The organism is Sphingomicrobium sp. XHP0239 (assembly GCF_039555325.1).
GTDB classification, from domain to species: domain Bacteria; phylum Pseudomonadota; class Alphaproteobacteria; order Sphingomonadales; family Sphingomonadaceae; genus Sphingomicrobium; species Sphingomicrobium maritimum.
Genome location: NZ_CP154608.1, coordinates 762,498 through 784,419, shown reverse-complemented (window position 1 = coordinate 784,419; position 21,922 = coordinate 762,498). Strand labels below are relative to the sequence as shown.

20 protein-coding genes are annotated in these 21,922 nt (G+C 65.4%); 6 read left to right on the top strand and 14 right to left on the bottom strand.

What is annotated here, in order from left to right:
- Positions 1 to 33 precede the first annotated feature (33 nt).
- From WJT74_RS04000 to dapA, 6 genes are read right to left on the bottom strand one after another with little or no spacing between them, the layout of a single operon-like run.
- Positions 34 to 402, bottom strand: a complete 369-nt coding sequence (locus WJT74_RS04000; protein WP_343347134.1) for a response regulator — start codon at positions 400 to 402, stop codon at positions 34 to 36.
- A gap of 33 nt (positions 403 to 435) precedes the next feature.
- The gene (locus tag WJT74_RS03995) at positions 436 to 2,835 is read right to left on the bottom strand and encodes a response regulator (RefSeq protein ID WP_343347132.1); all 2,400 of its coding nucleotides are present in this window, start codon (positions 2,833 to 2,835) and stop codon (positions 436 to 438) included.
- Between the two features lies 1 nt (position 2,836).
- The gene (locus tag WJT74_RS03990) at positions 2,837 to 4,879 is read right to left on the bottom strand and encodes a M13 family metallopeptidase (RefSeq protein ID WP_343347130.1); all 2,043 of its coding nucleotides are present in this window, start codon (positions 4,877 to 4,879) and stop codon (positions 2,837 to 2,839) included.
- Between the two features lie 26 nt (positions 4,880 to 4,905).
- On the bottom strand, positions 4,906 to 5,460 hold the full coding sequence (locus tag WJT74_RS03985; RefSeq protein ID WP_343347127.1) for a DUF2062 domain-containing protein: 555 nt from the start codon (positions 5,458 to 5,460) through the stop codon (positions 4,906 to 4,908).
- On the bottom strand, positions 5,453 to 5,923 hold the full coding sequence (gene smpB, locus WJT74_RS03980; protein WP_343347124.1) for an SsrA-binding protein SmpB: 471 nt from the start codon (positions 5,921 to 5,923) through the stop codon (positions 5,453 to 5,455). The genes WJT74_RS03985 and smpB overlap by 8 nt, the downstream gene beginning before the upstream one ends.
- The gene (gene dapA, locus WJT74_RS03975) at positions 5,920 to 6,801 is read right to left on the bottom strand and encodes a 4-hydroxy-tetrahydrodipicolinate synthase (RefSeq protein WP_343347122.1); all 882 of its coding nucleotides are present in this window, start codon (positions 6,799 to 6,801) and stop codon (positions 5,920 to 5,922) included. Before dapA ends, smpB begins: the two co-directional genes overlap by 4 nt.
- Positions 6,802 to 6,900: 99 nt before the next feature.
- On the opposite strand from dapA, the gene WJT74_RS03970 reads away from it, so the two are divergent.
- A complete protein-coding gene (locus WJT74_RS03970; RefSeq protein WP_343347120.1) occupies positions 6,901 to 8,880 on the top strand; it encodes a lytic transglycosylase domain-containing protein in 1,980 nt (659 codons plus the stop codon).
- A complete protein-coding gene (locus WJT74_RS03965) occupies positions 8,880 to 9,362 on the top strand; it encodes a GreA/GreB family elongation factor (protein ID WP_343347117.1) in 483 nt (160 codons plus the stop codon). Before WJT74_RS03970 ends, WJT74_RS03965 begins: the two co-directional genes overlap by 1 nt.
- Here the strand turns inward: WJT74_RS03965 and WJT74_RS03960 are convergent.
- From WJT74_RS03960 to aspS, 3 genes are all read right to left on the bottom strand, one after another.
- Positions 9,347 to 9,502: a DUF2256 domain-containing protein gene (locus WJT74_RS03960; RefSeq protein ID WP_432215232.1), complete on the bottom strand. Its 156-nt coding sequence runs from the start codon at positions 9,500 to 9,502 to the stop codon at positions 9,347 to 9,349. The two genes, WJT74_RS03965 and WJT74_RS03960, sit on opposite strands and share 16 nt — an antisense overlap.
- A 12-nt stretch (positions 9,503 to 9,514) precedes the next feature.
- Positions 9,515 to 10,285, bottom strand: coding sequence for a hypothetical protein (locus tag WJT74_RS03955; protein WP_343347112.1), 771 nt, complete (start codon positions 10,283 to 10,285; stop codon positions 9,515 to 9,517).
- 97 nt (positions 10,286 to 10,382) lie between these two features.
- Entirely contained in the window at positions 10,383 to 12,206 is a 1,824-nt protein-coding gene (aspS, locus tag WJT74_RS03950; protein WP_343348090.1) for an aspartate--tRNA ligase, read from the bottom strand.
- Between the two features lie 109 nt (positions 12,207 to 12,315).
- On the opposite strand from aspS, the gene rnd reads away from it, so the two are divergent.
- Both rnd and WJT74_RS03940 read left to right on the top strand, forming a co-directional pair.
- Complete coding sequence (gene rnd / locus WJT74_RS03945) at positions 12,316 to 13,491, top strand: ribonuclease D (protein WP_343347110.1); 1,176 nt, start codon at positions 12,316 to 12,318, stop codon at positions 13,489 to 13,491.
- 59 nt (positions 13,492 to 13,550) lie between these two features.
- A complete protein-coding gene (locus tag WJT74_RS03940) occupies positions 13,551 to 13,781 on the top strand; it encodes an I78 family peptidase inhibitor (protein ID WP_343347107.1) in 231 nt (76 codons plus the stop codon).
- Here WJT74_RS03940 and WJT74_RS03935 read toward each other — a convergent pair.
- From WJT74_RS03935 to WJT74_RS03920, 4 genes are read right to left on the bottom strand one after another with little or no spacing between them, the layout of a single operon-like run.
- Positions 13,778 to 15,244, bottom strand: coding sequence for a Ppx/GppA family phosphatase (locus WJT74_RS03935; protein WP_343347105.1), 1,467 nt, complete (start codon positions 15,242 to 15,244; stop codon positions 13,778 to 13,780). The two genes, WJT74_RS03940 and WJT74_RS03935, sit on opposite strands and share 4 nt — an antisense overlap.
- On the bottom strand, positions 15,241 to 17,403 hold the full coding sequence (locus tag WJT74_RS03930; RefSeq protein WP_343347103.1) for an RNA degradosome polyphosphate kinase: 2,163 nt from the start codon (positions 17,401 to 17,403) through the stop codon (positions 15,241 to 15,243). Before WJT74_RS03930 ends, WJT74_RS03935 begins: the two co-directional genes overlap by 4 nt.
- On the bottom strand, positions 17,400 to 18,008 hold the full coding sequence (locus tag WJT74_RS03925) for an HdaA/DnaA family protein (RefSeq protein ID WP_343347102.1): 609 nt from the start codon (positions 18,006 to 18,008) through the stop codon (positions 17,400 to 17,402). Before WJT74_RS03925 ends, WJT74_RS03930 begins: the two co-directional genes overlap by 4 nt.
- Positions 18,005 to 19,258 carry a heavy-metal-associated domain-containing protein gene (locus WJT74_RS03920; RefSeq protein WP_343347100.1) on the bottom strand — a complete coding sequence of 418 codons (1,254 nt, stop codon included), beginning with the start codon at positions 19,256 to 19,258 and terminating at the stop codon, positions 18,005 to 18,007. Before WJT74_RS03920 ends, WJT74_RS03925 begins: the two co-directional genes overlap by 4 nt.
- A 67-nt stretch (positions 19,259 to 19,325) precedes the next feature.
- Between WJT74_RS03920 and purM the strand changes: the two genes are divergently transcribed.
- Together purM and purN are read left to right on the top strand one after the other, a co-directional pair.
- Positions 19,326 to 20,393, top strand: a complete 1,068-nt coding sequence (purM, locus tag WJT74_RS03915) for a phosphoribosylformylglycinamidine cyclo-ligase (protein ID WP_343347098.1) — start codon at positions 19,326 to 19,328, stop codon at positions 20,391 to 20,393.
- A complete protein-coding gene (gene purN, locus WJT74_RS03910) occupies positions 20,383 to 21,342 on the top strand; it encodes a phosphoribosylglycinamide formyltransferase (RefSeq protein ID WP_343347096.1) in 960 nt (319 codons plus the stop codon). Before purM ends, purN begins: the two co-directional genes overlap by 11 nt.
- Here purN and WJT74_RS03905 read toward each other — a convergent pair.
- A complete protein-coding gene (locus WJT74_RS03905) occupies positions 21,339 to 21,881 on the bottom strand; it encodes an NADPH-dependent FMN reductase (RefSeq protein WP_343347094.1) in 543 nt (180 codons plus the stop codon). The two genes, purN and WJT74_RS03905, sit on opposite strands and share 4 nt — an antisense overlap.
- Between the last annotated feature and the right edge of the window lie 41 nt (positions 21,882 to 21,922).

Below are 21,922 nucleotides of genomic sequence, written 5' to 3'. Positions count from 1 at the left end.
AATTACGACAATTGCGAGGATGCGGCGCACCCGTCAGGCACTGTTCGCGGAGGCCATCGCTTCTTCGATCACCGGTTCGACACGGTCGATCGTGTAGGGTTTTGCCAACGTCGGCAGGTCCTCGAACCCTTCGGGCGCGGACTGGACGAGGCCACCGGTCGCCAGAGCGAAGGGAATTCCCTTGTCCCGCAAGACGCGTGCAACGGGCCAGACCTCCTCACCCGCGACATTGACGTCGAGAATGGCGAGATCGGGCGTTTCGCTTTCGAGGCAGTGGAGCGCCGATGCCACGCTTTCGCAGGTTTCCAGCACCTTGTGCCCCAGCGAATCGAGAAAATCCTCGAGCATCATCGCAATGAGCGGCTCGTCTTCGACGATCATGATGGAGAGGGACGACGGCATACTGGAGGTTCGATACCCACGCGGGAGGGGAAATTAAAGTCTCTTCTTGGCCGTCGCCGATTCTTCGACGACCGCGCGCACCGCTTCGGCCAGTTCTTGGACGCTGAACGGCTTGGGCAGGAAGTTGACGTTGTCGATATCGATCGACTTGCGAAGCTGCTCCTCGGCGTAGCCCGACATGAAGAGAATGGGCAGGTCGGGACGGTCCTTGCGCGCCTCGCGGCCCATGGTCGGCCCGTCCATCATCGGCATCACGACATCGCTGACCAGCAGCGCAATGTCGTCCGTGGTCGCAAGCACTTCCAGCGCCTCCTCGCCGTTGGTCGCCGTCAGAACCTCGTAGCCGTGGCGGGTCAGCGCGCGTTCGGCCACGGTGCGCACCATCGGTTCGTCCTCCACCAGCAGGATCGTGCCCGATCCCCACAATTCGCTCTCCGGCTCCTTGGCCTTGCCCGCCGGGCGGGCGCGTTCCTCGGCGGCGACCTCGTGGACCGGCAGATAGATGGAGAAGCTCGTCCCCTCCCCGACCTTGCTGTCGGCGAAGATGTAACCGCCCGACTGCTTGACGATCCCGTACACGGTCGAGAGGCCCAGTCCGGTGCCCTTGCCGACTTCTTTGGTGGTGAAGAAGGGTTCGAAAATCTTGCCCAGCACCGACGCCTCGATTCCCGACCCCGTGTCGGTGATCGACAGGGCACTGTAATCGGCGACCGGCAGGATCTCGCTGCCGATATCGGCGACCTGGTCGGCGCGTACCTTGTAGGTCTGGATGGTGAGCGTGCCGCCCCCTTTGTCGAGCATCGCATCCCGCGCGTTCACGGCGAGATTGACGATGACCTGCTCCATCTGACCCGGATCGGCCCGCACGAGACCCACATCGCGGCCGTGCTTCACCTTCAGTTCGACCGTTTCACCGAGGAGCCGTTTGAGGAGGTGCGAGACTTCCGCGACCACATCGGCAAGCTGCAGCACCTGTGGGCGAAGGGTCTGCTGACGCGAAAAAGCGAGCAGCTGGCGCGTGAGACCTGCGGCGCGGTTGGAGTTGGACTTAATCTGCTGGATATCGTCGTAATCGCTGTCGCCCGGCGTATGCCGCATCAGCATCAGGTCGCAGTGGCCGATGATGGCGGTCAGGATATTGTTGAAATCGTGCGCGACCCCGCCCGCTAGCTGGCCCACCGCCTGCATCTTGGTGGCCTGCGCGATCTGGCGCTTGAGCTTGGCTTCCTCGCTATTGTCCTTGAGAAGGAGGAGCACGGTCGCCTCCCCGATCCCGCGCAGTCCTGCGACCGTCAGCGCGACCGGCTCCTTGGGATTGCGCACGAGGCGGACGGCGATGTCGTTCGACATGGCGGGCCCGCGGGCATGCCGACGGACATTGTCGGCGACGGTCCCCTTGTCCTCCTTGACCACGAGGTCGCCGGGATAGGCGGGCATGTCCGCATCCAAAATCCCGCCGGCGACCCGGAACGCTCGGTTCATGGTGAGGAAGCGTCCATCGCGATCGACGAAGGCAAGCCCGAGCGGCAGAAGTTCGAGCAACGCCTGCACGTTCTCGCTGGAGGCGAGGCCGATATTGTCCTGCGCCTCGAACAGCAGCAACGTCCCGGCACCTTCGGGCCGATCGACGTCCATCGGAACGTGGATCGCCCGCAGCGCCTTGGCTCCCTCGCCTTCGGACACGAACCGCAGATTGCCGTTGTCGTCCTGCTGCAACAGGGTGTCGAGACGCGGTGGATCGGTCGGCACCCGGTCGAACGCGCGATCGCGAAAGGCGGTGTTCGCGGCAACCAATCGACCCTCCTGATCGCCGAGCGCGATGAGCACGCCGGCCGCCGCGAGCCTTTCGCCCATCTTTCCCGCGACCCGCGCCTTGGCAATCTGGAGCGGGTCTGGCTGCGCCGCGACGGGAAAATGCCACAGCAAGAGCGCACCAGGGTCGTGCCCGATCCGCTCGACCCGAGTCGTCCCGACGGCCTTGTCGCCGAGTTGCAGGTCGGTCTCGGCACGCCCGTCGGCCTTGGCGCGTCGGACCAGCATCTCCGGCGCGTTCCCGCGCGTCAGTGGATCGTCGCCCCCCGAAAAGCGCTCGTCGTAGGCCCGATTGGCGAGCAGCAGCCGCCCCGAAAGGTCGGTGACGGCCACCGCCGCGTCGGACAGATGCAATGCCGCCTTCGCCAGTCCGAACGCCTCGAGCGGCTCTGCTTGCGGATCGGGCTCTTCTCCGGAATCGGACCGGCGGAACAGGCGCCAGCCCGCGCCAGCGAGCAGCAGCCCCGCCCCCGCCACGCCCACCGCCGCAATCGGACGGTCGGCGAGAAAGGCGAGCGCGAGGACACTGGCAAGCGCCACCAGCCCCACGAGAAGCCCGGGCAGGCGAAGGTCGAAACCCTCGAGACCGGGATCCTCCAGAGCAGCGTGGCGTGCGAGCATGCTACCAGACGGTCACGCGCTCGTCGGGCGCGAGGTACATGTCGTCGCCCGGCTGGACGTCAAACGCATCGTACCATGCATCCATGTTGCGGATGACCCACACCCGCTGGATCGACGGCGAGTGGCTGTCGGTCTTCAACCGGTTCTTCAGTTCCTCGTCGCGGTAGTTGCGGCGCCACACCTGCGCCCAACCCAGGAAGAAGCGCTGATCGCCGGTCGTGCCGTCAATCACCGGCGCTTCCTGTCCGTTCAACGACTTCTTGTAGGCGTCGTACGCGATCGAGAGGCCGGCCAGATCGCCGATATTCTCGCCCAGCGTGAACTCGCCGTCGATATTCTCGCCGGGGAAGATCTCGTACTGGTCATACTGCTCGATCAGCGCCTTACCGCGCGCCTCGAAATTGGCGTAGTCGGCCTCGGTCCACCAGTTGTTGAGGTTGCCGTTGCTGTCATACTTGGCGCCCTGGTCGTCGAAATGGTGGCTAATCTCGTGACCGATCACCGCACCGATGCCGCCGTAGTTGATCGCTGGATCGGCATTGGGGTCGAAGAAGGGCGGCTGCAGGATCGAGGCGGGGAAGACGATCTCCATCATCCCGAAGTTGGCGTAGGCGTTGACCGTCATCGGGGCCATCCCCCAGCGCCAGCGCTGGATCGGCCCGCCGAGCCGCGACAGGCTGTCCTGGTGCTGCCATTCGGCCGAGCGCATCGCGTTGCCGAACGCGTCGCCTTCGCGGATCTCGAGACCCTCGTAGGGATCCCACTGGTCCGGATAGCCGATCTTGGTCGTGAAGCCGTTGAGCTTCTGGATCGCCTGCACCTTGGTTTCGTCGGCCATCCAGTCGGCGTTCTCGATCCGGTCCTGCATCGCGGCCAAGACGTTGGCGACGAGCTTGTCCATCTCCGCCTTGGTTTCAGGCGGGAAGTAGCGCTCGGCGTAGACCTTGCCGAGATCGTCGCGAAGGTTGCTGGAAACCCAACCCACCGATCGTTTCCACCGCTCTTCCTGAGCGGGCTGACCGGTCAGGACCTGACGGAACTGGAACATCCGCTCGTCGAGCGCGGTGGGAAGCACGGAGGAATAGCTGCCGATCGCCGACAGGCGCGCCTTGTCCTTCAGGACCTGAAGATCGACGTCGCTCGCCAGCGCCACGCCCGCCGCGATGGCATCGGGCATCCCGATGTTGATTTCCTCTACCGACAGGCCGTTGGCAGCGAAATAGGCGTCCCAGTCGAACTGCGGCGCCAGCTCCTTCAGCTCGTCATAGCTGGACAGATTGTAGGTCGCCTCGCTGTCCGACCGCTTGTTGCGATCCCAATGCACCTCGGCCAGATCGGTCTCGTAGGCCAGAAGCGCTTCCGCACGGGCCCGTGCATTGTCCTCGCCGAGACGCGTCAGCATGTCGGTGACGAGGTCCAGATAGGCGCTGCGGATGCCGTCGAACCGTTCGTTGTCCTCGAGATAATAGTCGCGATCGGGGAGCGTCGTACCGCCCTGATAGATGCCCGCCAGGTAACGGGTGCTGTCGCCGCGGTCCTGCCCGATACCGATACCAAAGGGCATGCCGCCGACCCCGATCCGGTCGAGCCCGCCCATGACGCGCGCATAATCGGCGAAGCTGGAAATGGCATCGATCCGCGACAGGATGGGCTGCAACGGTTCCAAGCCGCGCGCATCGATCGCGTCGGTGTCGAGATAAGCGTTGTAGGCGAGGCCGACCCGGCTTTCGCCTTCGGCGCTCAGATCGTCGATGATCCCCTGCGTGCGTTCTTCCGACAGATCGGCGAGCGCCGTGAACATGCCGTAGTTGGTCTTGTCGTCGGGAATGACGGTCTCGTCCGCCCATGTGCCGTTGGCATATTCATAGAAATCGTCGCCCGGATCGACGCTGCGGTCCATGCCCGACGTTTCGAAGCCGTAGCTGCCCAGTTGCGGCTCGTCCGTGTTGGCGGGGTTGCCCATGTCGGCGACCTGCTGCGCCGCGGCGGGCGTTACTGCGACCAGCGCGCTGCTCGTGGCAAGCGCAATCAAAAAGCGTTTCATTTCAACCTCTCCGAACAGAATCCACGTCAGTAATGAAGATGACGATGCTTCCACCGCCGCGCAATCCACAATCTCCATCCGACCAGCGACACGCCATAGGCGACGAGCGCGAGAACCAGCGCGATCGCAAACAATCCGAAGATCATCGCCGGCGCCGCGTCCGAGACTGCCCACGCCGCCCACTCGTCGAGCGAGGCGCGCTCGCGCACCAATCGGGTCAGCGCGTGCATGTCGGTCGGAAAGCCGAACAGGCTGCCGACCTCCAGCCCCGCGAGCAGGAAGGCAGGGGTCGTCAGCGGATTACTGACCCATGTCACCGCCGCGGCCATCGGGATGTTGGCACGGATCGGCACGGAAAGCGCCGCCGCGGCGATCATCTGAAGTCCCGGCAGCATCAGGAACACGCCGATGAACATTCCGATCAGCACCGCGCGTGGCACGCTGCGCCGGGTGAAGCGCCAATATTCGTGCGCGGCGATGTAGCGCCGGATGGGTTTGAGCCAACGGATCTCGAGCAATTGCTGTCGCGTCGGGGCGTGGCGCACCAGAAAACGGCGCAACGCGCCCGTCGGTTTAGCCATGGGTTTTCATGATACGCTGCTGCTGCCGCTTCCAGTCGCGGTCCTTGATCGTCTGACGCTTGTCGTGGGTTTTCTTGCCTCTTGCGAGACCCAGTTCGACCTTCGCGCGACCTTCCTTGTTGAAGTAGATCGACAGCGGGACGATCGTCATCCCCTGCCGCTGCACCCCACCAAGCAACTTGTTGATCTCGCGTGCGTGAAGCAGCAATTTTCTCGGACGTCGCGTCTCGTGGTTGAGGCGGTTGCCGTGCGAATATTCGGGAATATGCGCGTTGATCAGCCATGCCTCGCCATCCTCGATCGCGGCATAGCTCTCCTTGATCGAGCCCTCCGAATTGCGCAGCGCCTTCACCTCGGTGCCCTGAAGGGCGATCCCCGCTTCGAACCGTTCCTCGACCGCATAGTCGAAATGCGCGCGCCGATTGTCGGCGACGACGCGCTCCTTGTTGAAGACCTTGCTCATCCAGTCAGCCCCGCATGGGCCAGCGCGGCGTCGACAATCTGCTTCGCGGCATCGGACGGTTCGGTGATCGGAAGGCGGACCTTCGTCGAACTGCCGGGACGGACCTTCGACAATGCATATTTCGCTGGACCGGGCGAGGCGTCGGCGAACAGGGCACCGTGCAGCGGGAACAGCTTGTCCTGAAGCGAGCGGGCGTCGTCCCAGCGACTTTCGAGCATCGCTTCCTGGAACTGGCTGCACAATTTCGGCGCGACGTTGGCGCTCACCGACACGCATCCCGTCCCGCCCATCGCGGAGAAGCCGAGTGCCAGATCATCGTTGCCCGACAGCTGCGCGAACTCTTCGCCGCACAACGCACGATGCGCGGTCACGCGGGTCAGGTCGCCCGAGGCGTCCTTGATCGCCACGATCCGCTCGAGCTTGGCGATCTTGCCCATCGCCTCGACGCCGATGTCGGCGACGGTGCGGCTCGGGACGTTGTAGACCATGATCGGGATCGGCGACATTTGCGCCAGGTGCGTGAAATGGGCGACGAGACCCGTCTGGTTGGGCTTGTTGTAATAGGGAACGACACACAGCGCGGCGTCGGCACCCGCTTCGGCCACCATCTCGATGTTCCGTGCGACCGCGCGGGTGTCGTAGCCCCCACACCCCGCGATGACGGGAACGCGCCCCTTCGCCTGCTCGACCGTCGCGGCGACCACGGCGCGATGTTCGTCGGCGTCGAGCGTGGCGACCTCGCCTGTCGTGCCGCAGGGCACCAGCCCGTGACTGCCCTCGCCGACCTGCCACTCGACGAAATCGCGCAGCGCCGCCTCGTCGACGTCGCCATTCGCGTCGAACGGCGTGACCAGTGCGGGGATCGAACCCTTGAACATTGCAATTCGTCCTTTCCTTGGAACGTCTTGGCGTCCCAACCCCTTATGGGAGTATTGTGTTCAGCGCGTGATAAGAAGTCTCTCCCCATAATGTCCACCATGAGAAACAAACTGCTTTTCGCTTCCGTCGTCCTTCTGTCCGGCGCCGCCACCTCGTCCGTGATCACCGAGAAGGTGCAGCCCGGCGCGGTAGCCGCCAGTGTCGAGACGGTCGCGCAGGTCCGCCCGACCGTGCAGCAGACCGATCAGGCCATCGCGGAATGGCGCCAGTTGCGCCGCGACAATCGCCCGAGCTTCGAACGCGCGGCGCGCTTCGCCATCGCTTATTCCGACTGGCCCGAAGCCGCCGTGATCCGGGCGCGCGCGGAAGCCGCGCTCGATAGCAGCGCTCGCGCCGAACTGGTGACCGAATTCTTCCGTCAGTCGCCGCCCGTCACCGGCAACGGCTGGGCCAGGCTCGCCGAAGCTTATGCGGCGCAGGGACGCAACGCCGAGGCCTACGGCGCGGCGCGGACCGCGTGGATGCAGCCCGACCTGTCGGGAAGCGCCGAGGCAGTCGTACGCGATCGCTTCTGGAGTGCGCTCACCCGCGAAGACCATGACCGCCGCATCGATGCGCTGCTGTTCGAGCGCGAGACCAACCGCGCGGCGCAGATCCTCGACCTGTCGAGCCCCGCGCAGCGCCCGGTCATCGAGGCCCGCATCGCTCTTCAGCGCAATTCCGCCGATGCCAATGCGCTCTTCGCACGCGTCCAGGACCGCGTGTCGAGCCACGCCGGCCTCCTGATGGACCGCGCGCGCTACTATCGGGCCAACGGCGACGTGACCGGGTCGCAGCGCCTGCTGGCGCAGCCGCATCAGTTCACCACGCGTCCGATCAACATCGACAAGTGGTTCGAAATGCTGCTGCTCGCCGCCGACGAGGCGAACCGGGCACAGGACTATTCCACCGCCTTCAATATTGCGCGTCAGCTCGAAGACGCGTTCGTTCCCGGCGACGACAAGACGCTTCAGCCCTATGGCGTTCGCGACAAATACACCGACCTCGCCTGGCTGGCGGGAACGGTCGCGCGCGACCGGCTGCGCCGCTTCGATGCCGCCAGCACGATGTTCGAACTTTATTCGGGCGGCGGACAGTCGCTACAGGTCAAGACCAAGGGTCTCTACTGGGCCGGCCGCAGTGCGGCGGAAGCGAACAATCCGCAGCGCGCCCGCGCCATGTTCGAACGCGCCGCCGAAACCCCCGAACTGTTCTACGCCCAACTCGCGCTCGAGCGTCTGGGCCGCGAAGTCCCCGTCCCGGCCGACCTGCCCGCGGTCGAACCCGCGGTTGTTGCGGAATTCAACGCGCGCCCGATCGTGTCCGCCCTTCCCCGCCTCGCCAACAGCCGTGACGAGCAGGCGTTGTTCGTTCGTTCGCTGGCGGAAAGCCTGGAAAGCCAGGGCGAGCGCGTGATGGCTAGCCGCCTCGCCGCGCAGATCGGTCGCCCCGATCTCGGCGTGTGGGTGGCCCGCGCAGCGCGTAACAGCGGTACCGATTTCTATTACAAGAGCGCTTGGCCGATCCACGACGCCGGCGCGCCCGGCGGACAGCTGTGGAGCTTCGCGCACGGCATCACGCGCCAGGAAAGCAGCTTCGACCGCTCGGCGCGCAGTCATGCCGACGCCTTCGGCATGATGCAGCTTCTGCCCGGCACCGCGCGCGATCAGGCGCGTCGCAGCGGCCTTCCCTACGATTACGGACGGCTGACCAGCGATCCGGCATACAATGTGCGTCTCGGCAGCGATTATCTCGCGCTGCGGCTTGGCCAGTGGGACGGCAATCTCGCGCTCGCCGCCGCCAGCTACAATGCGGGTCACGGAAATGCCCTCAAGTGGGTGCGCCGCTACGGCGACCCGCGCACCAGCGGCGTCGACACGCTGCAGTGGATCGAAAGCATACCCTTCAGCGAAACGCGAGGGTACGTGCAGCGGGTGGTCGAGAATGCGACCGTCTACGACCGGCTCAATCCCTATGTGCCGTCCTACGGCGCGGTCCACGTCTCGCGGCATCTCGGCAAGTCGAACCGCCCCGGCTAATGGGGAAACCCCGCTACATCACGCCGCAGGGGATGGCGGCGATCCGCGCCGAATATGACCATCTGTTCGGGACCGAACGGCCCAAGCTGGTCGAGATCGTGTCGTGGGCAGCGGGCAATGGCGACCGGTCCGAGAACGGCGATTACATCTACGGCCGCAAGAAGCTGCGCGAGATCGACCGCCGCATCGGCTATCTGTCGAAAGTCATGAAAGACGCCAAGGTCGTCGATCCGGCCGCCGCGGAAAAGCGCGACGAGGTGCGGTTCGGCGCGACGGTTACCTTGGTCGACGAAGAAGAACGGCGGCGCGTGGTGATGCTGGTCGGCGACGATGAAAGCGATGCGTCGTCGGGACGGGTCGGCTGGTCCGCGCCGATCGCCCGTGCCATCATCGGCGCCAGGGTCGGCGACGAACGCGCGGTCATCCTTCCCTCCGGCCAGACCTTCTACGAAGTGGAAGCGATCACCTATCCCGGCGACTGATCCGACCGGGGCCGTTCACCGCGGCACCGGTCCGAACAGTATCGGACCTCGTCCCACACCTTCGCCCATTTCTTGCGCCAGTTGAATGGCCGCCCGCAGGTAGCGCATGTCTTTTGCGGGAGGTCGCCCTTGCGACGCATTCGCGCCATCCCTCAACGCACCAGTCCGCTCGGAAAGTCGACGATTTCTCCGACCTGCTTGCCATCGATCCCCACGGGATCGGCCGGCAGCGCCTTGTCGAGCGTCGCGACGAGGTGCTGCATCGCGGCCGTCTGGCCCGTTGCCTCGCATTCGGCATTGACCAGCGTCCACGGCGCCCAGCGCGTGTCGGTCTCGGCGAACAGCGCGTTCCATGCCTCGGCGCGCTCGCCACGCTCGGTCTCGGGTTCGTCCACCATGTGACGCTGCCACGGATCGGCAAGACGCTGAACCGTGCGTTCGACCTGCCGTTCCTCGCTGCAATGGAAGAAGAACTTGATGATAGTGGTGTCGTGATCGCGCTGCTGCGCTTCGAATTCGTTGATCTCGTCGCAGGCGCGCGAGAATTCGGAGGCCTTCATGTCGCGGCGGACCCGGTCCTCGACGAGGCGGCGATACCAGCTGCGATAGAAGATGGCGCTCGCGCCCGCCTCGGGCAGCCGCTCCCAATAGTCTGCAAGCCAGTGCCGCGACGGGCGCATGATCGGCGCGACGTCGCTGCAATGCACTGCGGAAGAGCAGGGATCGAGGCTGGCGAGAATCTGACGAAGCAGCGCCCGTTTGCCGGTCGCCTCCCACCCCTCGACGATCAGGATGAGCCGCTGGCGATGGGCGGTCTGGCGCAGTTGCAATTCGGCGAGCGACACGCGCAATTCGGCGAGCCGCGCGTTGGGATCTCCTGCCAGGCTCTCTCGTTCCGGCACTTGCGTTAAATCAATCGCCATACCGACGAATTAACGGGAGGCCGCCAACCCGCCTAGTGCTCGCCGATGCACCCCGTCCATTTTCGGGACAGTGTGGCGCTTATGCGACGTCGCCTCGTCAGGCGTCCTTGTCCTCGACGACATCGGTGGGATCGCGGACATCGTCTTCTTCGATTTCCGCAGTAACGGCGATCGAAAGCTCCTCGAGCGAGCGGTCGGATACCAGGCTGGGCGCGCCCATCATGAGGTCCTGCGCACGCTGGTTCATGGGGAAGGCGATGACTTCGCGGATGTTGGGTTCGTCGGCGAGCAGCATGACGATGCGGTCGATCCCCGGCGCCGACCCGCCGTGCGGCGGCGCGCCCAGCTTGAAGGCTTCGATCATGCCGGAGAAATTCTCGTCGACGTCGCTCTGCGAATAGCCGGCCAGTTCGAACGCCTTGTACATGATGTCGGGGCGGTGGTTCCGGATCGCGCCCGACGACAGTTCGTAGCCGTTGCAGACGATGTCGTACTGCCACGCGAGGATGTCGAGCGGGTCCTTCGTTTCCAGCGCCTCCATTTCCCCTTGCGGCATCGAGAAGGGATTGTGGCTGAAATCGACCTTTTTCCGCTCCTCGTCATATTCGTACATTGGGAAATCGACGATCCAGCAGAACTTGAACGTGTTTTCCTCGATGAGACCGAGATTCTCCCCGACGCGCGTGCGCGCGGCGCCCGCCAGCTTGGCGGCGTCCTTCTCGTCCCCCGCTGCGAAGAAAATGCCGTCGTCGGGACCGAGGCCGAGTTCGTCGGCCAGCTTGTCCATCTTGTCGGCGCCGTGGTTCTTGGCGATCGGGCCGCCCCATTCGCCGCCCTTGCGCGTGGCGTAGCCAAGGCCCGGATAGCCCTCGCCCCGTGCCCAGTCGTTCATCTCGTCGAAGAATTTGCGGCTCTTGTCGGCGGTATTCGGCGCGGGGATGGCGCGAACCTTCTTGCCCTTCTCGACGAGGCCCGCAAACAGGCCGAAGCCCGAACCCTCGAAATGATTGCCGACGTCGCTGATGACGATGGGGTTGCGGAGGTCGGGCTTGTCCGATCCGTACTTGAGCATCGCTTCCTTGTAGGGAATGCGCGGGAATTCGCCCGCGGGCGTCACGCTCTTTCCGTCGGCGAATTCCTCGAACACACCCGCCAGCACCGGCTCGAGCGCCTGGAACACGTCTTCCTGCGTCACGAAGCTCATCTCGAAGTCGAGCTGATAGAATTCGGGGCTGCGATCCGCGCGCAGATCCTCGTCGCGGAAACAGGGCGCGATCTGGAAATAGCGGTCGAACCCGGCGGTCATCAGCAGTTGCTTGAACATCTGGGGCGCCTGCGGAAGCGCGTAGAAACGCCCCGGATGCAGGCGGCTCGGCACCAGATAGTCGCGCGCGCCTTCGGGGCTCGACGCGCCGAGGATGGGCGTCTGGAACTCCGTGAAGCCCTGATCCTGCATCCGCCGCCGCAGCGAGGAAATCACCTTGCTCCGCAGCATGATGTTGCGGTGCATCGTCTCGCGGCGAAGGTCGAGATAGCGATACTTGAGACGGATATCCTCGGGGTAATCCTGTTCGCCCGCGACCGGCATGGGAAGCTCGTTGGCCTCGCTCTGCACCGTCACGCCGCGCGCGAACACCTCGATCTGCCCGGTCGGCAGCTTGTCGTTGACCGTGCCTTCGCTGCGCGCCTTCACCTCGCCGTCGATGGTGACGACGCTCTCGACCCGGAGCCGGTCGAGAATCGGCAGCGCGGGGCTGTCCTCGTCCGCAACGATCTGGGTCAGGCCGTGATGGTCGCGAAGATCGACGAACAACACCCCGCCATGATCGCGCTTGCGATGGATCCAGCCCGACAGGCGGATGGTATCGCCGACATTTTCGGCGGTGAGTTCGGCGCAATGGTGGGTGCGGTAAGCGTGCATGATCGTTCCGGAAATTAGGGATTGGGGCAAGCCGCCCGAAAGCGCGCCCGCACTCGCCTTCACAATCGTCTTTGTCAAGGCGCGCGCGGTGCGCTAGGGCCGCCTCCACATGAAAATCCACGACCTGATTACCGACTCCGAAAGTCTCGCCCAACTGATCGACCGCATGAGCGTCCACGGCTATGTCGTGGTCGATACCGAATTCATGCGCGAGAACACCTACTGGCCGATCCTCTGCCTCGTCCAGATCGCGACCGAGGAAGAGGCCGCGGCCATCGATCCCCTGGCGGACGGCATCGACCTGTCGCCTCTGCTCGAACTACTGGTCGACAATCACGACGTGCTCAAGGTCTTTCATGCCGGGGGACAGGATCTCGAGATCTTCCATAATCTTACCGGCAAGGTGCCCGCACCGCTGTTCGATACGCAGATCGCCGCGATGGCGCTCGGCTACGGCGAACAGGTCGGCTATGCGAACCTCGTCGCCGCCACGCTGGGCCACCAACTCGACAAGGGCGCGCGCTTCACCGACTGGTCGCGCCGTCCGCTCGACAAGCGCCAGCTCGACTATGCCATTGCCGACGTGACCCACCTCGCCGAAATCTTCCCGATGCTGCTCGATCGGTTGAAGGATACCGGGCGCGGCGACTGGCTGGACGAGGAAATGGCGCGGCTCGCCGATCCCTCCAGCTTCGCCTTCGAACCCGACGAGGCCTGGAAACGGGTGAAGCTGCCGAGCCGCAAACCCGACGTGCTGGGCCGACTGAAGGCGCTGGCGGCGTGGCGCGAGACCGAGGCGCGGGGCAAGGACCTGCCGCGCGGGCGGATCGTCAAGGACGACACGCTCGGCGAACTGGCCAACAACCCTCCGCGCAAGCAGGAAGATCTCGTCCGGATCCGCGGCCTCTCGAAGGGGTGGAAGGACAATGATATCGGCGGGCGGCTGATGGAAGCGCTCAAGGATGCCGAACCGCTGACCAAGGAGGAGATGCCACCCAAGCCGCCGCGGCGGCCGGGTCTGACGAAGGATGCGTCGCTGGTCAGCGATCTGCTCAAGCTCCTGCTCAAGATTCGCGCCAAGGAAAGCGGAGTCGCGCCTCGCCTCATCGCGCGGGCGCAGGAACTCGAATTGCTGGCGGCGGGCGAACGCGAGGATCTCAACATCCTGTCCGGATGGCGGTTCGAGGAATTCGGGCAGGATGCGCTGGACCTCGTTGAGGGCCGCCTCGCCTTCGCGACCGAGAACGGCAAACTGAAGATGACCCGAACGGACGCCGCATCGTGAAGACGATCTTGATTCTCTTCGCCCTCGGTTGCGTCGCCGGATGCGCAACGACCGAAACGATGGACGACGCGACCGTCCGCGGCGCTGGGAGCTGCACCGTGCCAGCGGGTGATCGGTTCGTCGGCCAGCGGGCGACGAGCGAATTGGGCGCCGCCGTCCTGCGCGTCACCACGGCGGATCGGCTGCGCTGGATCACGCCCGATACGATCGTCACCGCCGATTATCGCGAAGATCGCGTCAACGTGCGGCTCGACGATACGAACCGCGTCACCGAAATCGACTGCGGCTAGGCGAAGTCGACCGCGGGCCCGAGGCTCATCGCTTCCGCCAGCTGTTCGTGCCGTTTCTGGACCGCGATGCTGTAGAGACGATACTGCTTTTCCGGCATGCCGAGGACGAGGCGCCCCTGCGATCGCTCGATGCGCGTCTGCCGCAACAGTTTCTCGATCCCGCCGGACAGCCGCTGACCGAGCCGGATCGCACGCCCCCAGATGATCGCCCGCTCGCTCGCTGCCTCGTCGAGCAGTTCGCCGACCGCCGTATTGTGCGGATCGCTTCCGCCGAAGGCCGTGTAAAGCGCGCGGCCGATCAGCGCCCTTCCCTGCGCATCGATCCCCACCCAATTGCCGTGTAGCGCCAGATCGACCGCCCGTTCGGCGCGATAGTCGGGGTGCGCGTTCCACGCGATATCGCCGAGCAGGCAGGTCGCGAGCCGCAACCGGGCGCGGCGCGCTCCGTCGTCCGGGAACAGCGGGGCGATCCATTGGTCGAGCAGCGCGCCGATGCTGCCGAACCGTCCAAGCCGACGGCCGACTTCCAACGCGGCGGCGAGCAATGGGTCTTCTTCCCGCTTGTGAAGCGGCAAATCCTGGTAGAGCAGGCCCTCGCGAAGGCCGAAGGCCGACACGGTGATCGTGGCGGGAGCGAGCTTGGCGACCAGTTCCTCGAGGATGATCGTCGCCGCCTCGAGGTGCGGTGCCCGACGCCCGGAGATCATTCCCACGTCTTTCAGCTTTTCTTCGCTCCACGTGTCGGCGAGTTTGGACAGCTCCGAAAGGCGCGTCTTGTCGAGCCGATGCGCATGGACGATCGGTAGGGGGTGTCCCGACTGGCGAAGGTCCAGCTGGGCGATCGCGCGGAAACTGCCGCCGACCAGGTAGAGCCCCCGCCCCTTCGCCGCAGCGATCAGCTTCCCGTCGGATAGGGCATGTTCCAGCTTGGAGCGGACCCGCTCGCGATCGGGCGGATCGCCCACGCGCAGAACGCCGATCGGTTCGCTCGACACCGCGCCCACCGCCCCGCGCGCGACCCCCGCCAGTTCGAGACTGCCGCCGCCCAGATCGGCAATCACTCCGTTGGCTTCGGGGATCGCACTGATCACACCGAGGGCCGACCCGACCGCTTCCTCCTCGCCGGACAGCAAGGCGGGCTTCAGCCCCATTTTCGCCGCCGCATGAAGAAAGTCGGGCCCGTTGGTCGCGTCGCGCACGGCCGCCGTGGCGACGGTCCGCAGGCGCTTCACCCGCATCTGCTTCGACAGGACGCGAAAGCGCGCCAGCGCATCGAGCGCCATCGCCATCGCTTCCTCGTCCATCGCGCCGTCCGCACCGAGGCTCCGCCCCAGCCCCGCCATCACCTTTTCGTTATAGAGAATGCTCGGCACGCGCTCGTTGCCGCCATAGACGACCAGGCGGACCGAGTTGGACCCGATGTCGATGATGCCGACCGGGCCGAAATCGAGCTTGTCGATCATCCGCCGCGCTGGGTCAGTCGGAGTTTGGGGATGCGCTTCCCCGCGAGCGCCGCACCGCGTCCCGACAGCGAGGGATTGTTCATGAAATAATGGTGGCAGTTGAACTTGCGCTTGCCCGGCACGATCCGTTCGTAACTCCCGTCCTCGTTCAGGACCCAGCTCTGCTCGTTATCGATGAGGTTCGCGATCATCACCTGGTCGAGCACCTGTGCGTGCACGGTCGGGTTTTCCAGCGGCATCATATACTCCACCCGACGGTCGAAGTTGCGCGGCATCCAGTCGGCGCTGGAGATCAGCACGCGCGCCTTGCGATGCGGCAGCCGCGCGCCGTTCGCGAACACGAAGATACGGCTATGTTCCAGAAATCGCCCGACGATCGACTTGACGCGGATGTTCTCCGACAGGCCGGGCACCCCGGGCCGCAGACAGCAGATCCCGCGCACGATCAGATCGATCGACACCCCCGACTGGCTGGCGAGATAGAGGCGATCCATCACTTCCCGATCGACCAGCTGGTTCATCTTTGCCCAGATCGCCGCGGGCTTGCCCTCGCGCGCGAACTCGATCTCCCGGTCGATGAGGCCGAGGATACGGCTGCGAAGGTTCGCGGGACTGAACGTGGCCAGTTCGACACCCCTGGGCTGGATGAAGCCGGTGACGAGGTTGAACATCTTGGCGGCATCGCGGGCCGCGCGCGTGCTCGCCGTGAAATAGCTGAGGTCGGTGTAGATCTTGGACGTGACGGGATGATAATTCCCCGTTCCCCAGTGCGTGTAGGTCCGCATCCTGTCGCCCTCGCGCCGGACGACCATCGACGTCTTCGCGTGGGTCTTCCACTCGAAGAAGCCGTAGACGACCTGCACCCCCGCTCGCTCGAGCCGCGCGGCCCAGTAGAGGTTCTGCTCCTCGTCGAACCGCGCTTTCAGCTCGACGACCGCGGTCACCGATTTTCCCGCTTCGGCGGCGGCTGCCAGCGCCTCGATGATCTCCGACTGCTTGCCCGCGCGATACAGCGCCATCTTGATCGCCACGACGTCGGGATCCTCGGCCGCCTGCCGCAGGAAGCTGACCACCACGTCGAATGTCTCGTAGGGGTGATGGACGATGATGTCCTTGGCGCGGATCGCCGCGAAGCAGTCGCCGCCATATTCCTTGATGCGTTCGGGGAAACGCGGATTGTAGGGGGGAAACTTGAGGTCCGGGCGGTCGACGTCGACTACCTGTTCGAGATCCGCGATCCCGATCAGCCCCGAGCTTTCCACCACGAGCGCCTCATCGGCCTCCAATCCCTCGCTGATGACCGACTGAAGGCTGTCCGGCGTGTCGGCCGCCATCTCGAGCCGAATGACCCGCCCGCGCCGCCGCCGCTTGATGGCGCTGCGGAAGGTCAGCACGAGATCCTCGGCCTCCTCCTCAATCTCGATGTCGCTATCACGCAGCACGCGGAACGCCCCGCTTTCGCGCCGTTCGAAGCCGGGGAACAGCCGGTCGAAGAATTCGCGCACCAGCATCTCGATCGCGATCACGCGCCGCGCATCGCCGTCACCCGGCAATTCGATGAAGCGCGGCAGCGAGGCCGGGATCATCAGCAATTCGACGATGTTCTCCTCCCGCGACGGATCGAACAGGTTGAAGATCAGCCCGAACCCGGCGTTGGGCACGAACGGGAACGGATTGACGTTGTCGACCGCCTGCGGGGTCAGGACGGGCAGGATTTCGGCATCAAACCGCTCCGACAGCAAATCGCGCTCGCTCTCGGTCAATTCGTCACGGTGGATGACATTGACGCCCGCCTCGTCCAGCCTGTCCGACAGCACCTGCCAAACGCGCTGCGCCTCGGCGGTCAATTCGTCGGCCAACACCGCGATCTCGTCCAGCTGCTGCGCGGGGGTGCGACCGTCGATCGAGCGTTCCTCGATCTCCTGCAACTGCTGACCCTTCAGCCCCGCGACGCGCACCATGAAGAATTCGTCGAGATTCGATCCGGAGATCGAGAGGAACCGCAATCTCTCGAGCAGCGGATGCTTCTCGTTCATCGCTTCCTCGAGCACGCGACGATTGAACTGCAACCACGACAGTTCGCGATTGAAGAAGCGGCCGGGTCCGAATTCGGCGATCGCCGTTTCGGGATCCACGATCTGCGGGTCCGCTTCGCTCATTCTGCCGCCTCTCCCCTTGCCTCCAGAGCCGCCCGTACGGTCGGGATGGTCAGCCGCGATCCGCTGGCCACCGCATGTCGGTCGATCCGTTCGACCAACCGCTCGGCGTTGAAATAGCTGCGCTCGCAGCGTTCGACGAGATAACGCATGACGTCGGGGGCCAGATGCAACCCGCGATCGGCGAAATGCAGCGCCAGCAGTTCGCCGAACAGCGCATCGTCCGGCTCTCGGATAAGAGCGACCGGCGTGATCGCGAGACGGGTACGAAGATCGGGCAGTGCCGCTTCCCACGCGGGCGGCGCGCGGTCGGCGACCAGCAGCAGCGGTCGCCCCTCTTCCTGCGCCCGGTTCCAGGCATGGAAGAGCTCTTCCTCGTCGTGTCGTTCGGCATCGTCGAACAGTCGCCCGCCCGTTCGCTCGACGAACGCCTGCGCCAGCAGGCTGCGGCCTGAACGGCGCGGCCCGATCAGCAGGCTCGCCCTGACCGGCCAGGCGTTCCACCGTTCGAGGTGTCGCCGCGCTTCCGCATTGGCTTCGGCCGCGATGAAGCGGCCCGGCGCGGGAGCGACCGGCCAGGAGAGCGGGAGGGCGATCTGGCGCGTCATTCGCCCTGTGGTGGCGGTGGCGGCGGCGGTGCGGAAGGGGGTTGCGGGGGCGTGGGCGCGGGATTGGTAATTTCCTGCCGCTGGATCTGAAGCACGCCGCCGACGTAGGTCGAATACCAACCGCGCTGCGCCAGCGCATTGCGCAGCGCCGCGACGTCGCCGCGATACGAGACGAGCACGTTGCTGATTCCGCCGATCGCGGTCGACAGCGGCGAGACGCTCATCACGCCGGGAACCGCGCGGACCGCGCCCAGCGCCTGATCGAACTGTTCGGTCGACTGGACGAACACGCGCAGCTGATAGCTCGACGGCGCGATCTCCCGTTCTTCCTGCACGGCTTCCTCTTCTTCGGGAACCGGAGGCGGCGCCTCCTCGATCACGAGGTCCTCGTCGGTGCCGATCAGGCCCGCTTCGAACGCTTGCTGGTACAGATCGTCGATCCGTTCGGCACCCTGCCGCATCATCGCCGGAATACCGCTGGAATCCTGAACGCGCAGCCGGAAGCTCCCGATGGAATCGCGACCCCGACCGATCCGCGCGACGAAGCGGCCTTCCGCGGGTCCGCCGGGATACAACCTCTTCACCGTCACCTCGGCGACAAGGACGTTGGCCGCGCCATAGAGATCGACGACGTTGGTCCACCATTCCGCGCCGGGGCGGCGGGTGACCGCGTCGTTGACGAGCAGCGGATCCACGCCAAGTCCCGATACGCGGACATAATCCACGCTGCTGTCGCCGGTCCGCAGCTGAGCCCAGGCCCGCTGCCATTCGTTGCGCGTCTCGACCGAGGTGACCGTTCCGCCCGTCACCAAGACCGGAACGAGCAGCATGGGAGCCGACCGCCGCCGTCCGCCCGACAGCCCGAGGCGCTGCCCCGTGCGGGCCCGGTCGAACTGGATGCCGAGGCTGGCGATATAGCGGGTCGGCCCGATCTGTTCGCGCTCGACCACCACGGCGGTGACCAGCCCGTCGAGCACCGAATCGGCCAGTTCCGGCGCTTCGGAACGGGGACGTCCCGTCGTTTCCGCCCACAGTTTCGCCCAACCGAGCCGCTGCGCCTCGCGCCACCCGTTGAAGCGCGCCTCCTGCGGGGTTTCGCCGGTCACGTCGACCTCAACCCCGTCGACCTCGAGCACCTGCGCGGTGTCGCGCGGGAGGATGCCCCGATCGCCGTCTTCCATCTGCGCACGCGTGACGCCCGCGCACAGCACGGTCACGAACAGGATGGAGAGAAACAGGCGAAGCGACATGATCGGCCCGCCTTGTGGCGATTTGGGAATGGAAATCCAAGCGTCTTGTCGCTAGCCCCTCACCCCCATGAGCGACGACAAGCCCCTGACCTACGCCGATGCCGGTGTTTCGATCGAAGCGGGCAATGCGCTCGTCAAGACCATCGCCCCTCTCGCCCGCCAGACCGCGCGGCCCGGCGCCGATGCCGCTCTCGGCGGTTTTGGCGGACTGTTCGACCTGAAGGCGGCCGGCTTCGTCGATCCCCTCCTGGTCGCGGCGAACGATGGCGTGGGCACGAAGCTCAAGCTGGCGATCGAGGCTGGCGACCACTCGGGTGTGGGCATCGATCTCGTCGCGATGTGCGTCAACGACCTCATCGTGCAAGGCGCCGAACCGCTCTTCTTTCTCGACTATTACGCCACCGGCGCGCTCGACCGGGAAACGGCCGCCAGCGTCGTCGCCTCGATCGCTGACGGTTGCAGCGAGGCGGGTTGCGCCCTGATCGGGGGCGAGACGGCGGAAATGCCGGGAATGTATTCGGACGGCGACTACGATCTCGCCGGCTTCTGCGTCGGTGCGGTCGAGCGCGGCCAGCTTCTCGACGGGACGCGCGTGGCACCCGGCGACGCGCTGCTGGGACTGGCGTCGAACGGCGTCCACTCCAACGGCTTTTCGCTCGTGCGCCGGATCATCGAACGCGAAGGCTGGTCGCTCGACACGCCTGTCGAAGGCGACGATCGCAACCTCGGCGAGGCGTTGCTCGCTCCGACCCGCATCTACGTGCGCGCGCTGCTCGACCCGATCCGCAGCGGCCATGTCCACGCGCTCGCGCACATCACCGGCGGGGGCCTGCTGGAAAACATCCCGCGCAGTCTTCCCGACGGTTGCCATGCCCACGTCGACATGACCTCATGGGAGCGCTCGCCCCTGTTCGCCATGCTGCAACGCGGCGGCCGGGTGAGCGAAGAGGAAATGGCGCGCACCTTCAACTGCGGGATCGGGATGGTCGCGATCGTTCCCGCGGCTGGAGCGGACGACGTCGCTCTGGCGCTCGGCCGCGCGGGCGTCGAGACGCATCGCATCGGCGACGTGCGCGAAGGGAAGAGAGGCTGCACCGTTTCCGGCGACGGCTGGTCGGCGACGCATGAAGGCTGAACGCGTTCGTCTCGCCGTCCTCGTGTCGGGACGCGGGAGCAACATGGCGGCGCTTCTCTATGCGGCCAAGGATGACGACTGCCCCTTCGAGATCGCGCTCGTCGCGGGCAACAAGCCGAAAGCCGCGGGCTTCGACCTCGCGGAGGCGGAACATATCCCGACCGCCCGTCTGGACGGAAAGGACCCGACATTTTGGGACCAGCTCGACCAAACCCTTGAAAGGCATGGCGCCGACGCGATCGCCTGCGCTGGTTTCATGCGGATCATTCCCGATGATTTCCTCGATCGCTGGAAGGGTCGGATCTACAATATCCACCCGTCGCTTCTCCCCGCCTACAAGGGCACCGACGTCCACCAGCGGGTTCTCGCGGCGGGCGATACGGTCAGCGGCGCCAGCGTTCATCATGTGACGAGCGAGCTGGATGCAGGCGAGGTCCTCGGTGCGATCGAGGTCGCGGTTCTTCCCGACGATACGCCGGACACCCTCGCCGCGCGCGTTCTGCTCGCCGAACATCAGCTCTACCCGCGCGTTCTCCGCGACCATTTCGCGCGCTTCTCCGACGCTGCCTGGATCGAAAGGCAGATCGAGGCTCGCGCTCTTTCGCTACCCGAAACGACGGCGAAGACCAGTCATGGCGCCCCCGCATGGCGCGTCGGGCCCAAATCGTCGGGCAAGTTCTTCGCGATCCTGTGGAACCGGCATCACGGCGAGGACCATGTCGCCGTACTCGTCAAGACCAGCGGACAGGACGAGATGGCCGCCCTGATCGACGCCGATCCCGACCTCTATTTCCGTCCAGCCTATTACGGGCCGTCGGACTGGATCGGGTTGCGAGTCGATTCCCCGCGCACCGACTGGGACCATGTCGATCACTGGCTTCGCAAAAGCTGGTCGATCTGCGCGCCCGCTCGTCTGACGAAGCTGCAGCGCGCCGCCGACGCCTTCTAGGACAAGCGCTCGATCCAGTCGGCGAAGCTTTTCAGCGACTTCGAAAGAAACTTGCGCGAATCCTCGTCGGTCAGCTTGCCGTCCTCGATCTTGTCCTTGCAATTGCCGACCAGCACCTCGGGTCCCGGCCACAACCGCATGCCGATGGTCCAGGCCACGACGCGCAGGTGCGCACTCGCCCGCGCCGTCGCAGTCGGCCCGGGGGTGGCGCCGACCGACATCGCCGGCAGGTCTTTCAGCGGCTGTCCCGCCGACGGACGGCTGAGCCAGTCGAGCGCGTTCTTCAGCACGCCCGAAAGCGAATGATTGTATTCCGGATTGCCGATCAGGATGCCATCGACGCCCTTGGCCGCCGCAATCAGTGCCGCGGCGCCGGGCGGCGGATTGTCCTCGACGTCCTCGTTGAACGGCTCGACGTCGGCGAGCGAGTGCGAGTCGATCTGCATCCCTTCAGGCGCGAGTTCGACGGCGGCATCGAGCACCGCCTGATTGAAACTCCCGCTGCGGATCGAGCCGTTGATCGAAAGAATTCGGGGCATTTGCGTCTCCTTTAGAAACGCAACGGAAGGCTGGGACCGCA

Bases quoted from the DNA above. Each gene is read 5' to 3' on its own strand.
- WJT74_RS04000 (WP_343347134.1), bottom strand. From the start codon at position 402: ATGCCGTCGTCCCTCTCCATCATGATCGTCGAAGACGAGCCGCTCATT.
- WJT74_RS03995 (WP_343347132.1), bottom strand. From the start codon at position 2,835: ATGCTCGCACGCCACGCTGCTCTGGAGGATCCCGGTCTCGAGGGTTTC.
- WJT74_RS03990 (WP_343347130.1), bottom strand. From the start codon at position 4,879: ATGAAACGCTTTTTGATTGCGCTTGCCACGAGCAGCGCGCTGGTCGCA.
- WJT74_RS03985 (WP_343347127.1), bottom strand. From the start codon at position 5,460: ATGGCTAAACCGACGGGCGCGTTGCGCCGTTTTCTGGTGCGCCACGCC.
- smpB (WP_343347124.1), bottom strand. From the start codon at position 5,923: ATGAGCAAGGTCTTCAACAAGGAGCGCGTCGTCGCCGACAATCGGCGC.
- dapA (WP_343347122.1), bottom strand. From the start codon at position 6,801: ATGTTCAAGGGTTCGATCCCCGCACTGGTCACGCCGTTCGACGCGAAT.
- WJT74_RS03970 (WP_343347120.1), top strand. From the start codon at position 6,901: ATGAGAAACAAACTGCTTTTCGCTTCCGTCGTCCTTCTGTCCGGCGCC.
- WJT74_RS03965 (WP_343347117.1), top strand. From the start codon at position 8,880: ATGGGGAAACCCCGCTACATCACGCCGCAGGGGATGGCGGCGATCCGC.
- WJT74_RS03960 (WP_432215232.1), bottom strand. From the start codon at position 9,502: ATGCGTCGCAAGGGCGACCTCCCGCAAAAGACATGCGCTACCTGCGGG.
- WJT74_RS03955 (WP_343347112.1), bottom strand. From the start codon at position 10,285: ATGGCGATTGATTTAACGCAAGTGCCGGAACGAGAGAGCCTGGCAGGA.
- aspS (WP_343348090.1), bottom strand. From the start codon at position 12,206: ATGCACGCTTACCGCACCCACCATTGCGCCGAACTCACCGCCGAAAAT.
- rnd (WP_343347110.1), top strand. From the start codon at position 12,316: ATGAAAATCCACGACCTGATTACCGACTCCGAAAGTCTCGCCCAACTG.
- WJT74_RS03940 (WP_343347107.1), top strand. From the start codon at position 13,551: ATGGACGACGCGACCGTCCGCGGCGCTGGGAGCTGCACCGTGCCAGCG.
- WJT74_RS03935 (WP_343347105.1), bottom strand. From the start codon at position 15,244: ATGATCGACAAGCTCGATTTCGGCCCGGTCGGCATCATCGACATCGGG.
- WJT74_RS03930 (WP_343347103.1), bottom strand. From the start codon at position 17,403: ATGAGCGAAGCGGACCCGCAGATCGTGGATCCCGAAACGGCGATCGCC.
- WJT74_RS03925 (WP_343347102.1), bottom strand. From the start codon at position 18,008: ATGACGCGCCAGATCGCCCTCCCGCTCTCCTGGCCGGTCGCTCCCGCG.
- WJT74_RS03920 (WP_343347100.1), bottom strand. From the start codon at position 19,258: ATGTCGCTTCGCCTGTTTCTCTCCATCCTGTTCGTGACCGTGCTGTGC.
- purM (WP_343347098.1), top strand. From the start codon at position 19,326: ATGAGCGACGACAAGCCCCTGACCTACGCCGATGCCGGTGTTTCGATC.
- purN (WP_343347096.1), top strand. From the start codon at position 20,383: ATGAAGGCTGAACGCGTTCGTCTCGCCGTCCTCGTGTCGGGACGCGGG.
- WJT74_RS03905 (WP_343347094.1), bottom strand. From the start codon at position 21,881: ATGCCCCGAATTCTTTCGATCAACGGCTCGATCCGCAGCGGGAGTTTC.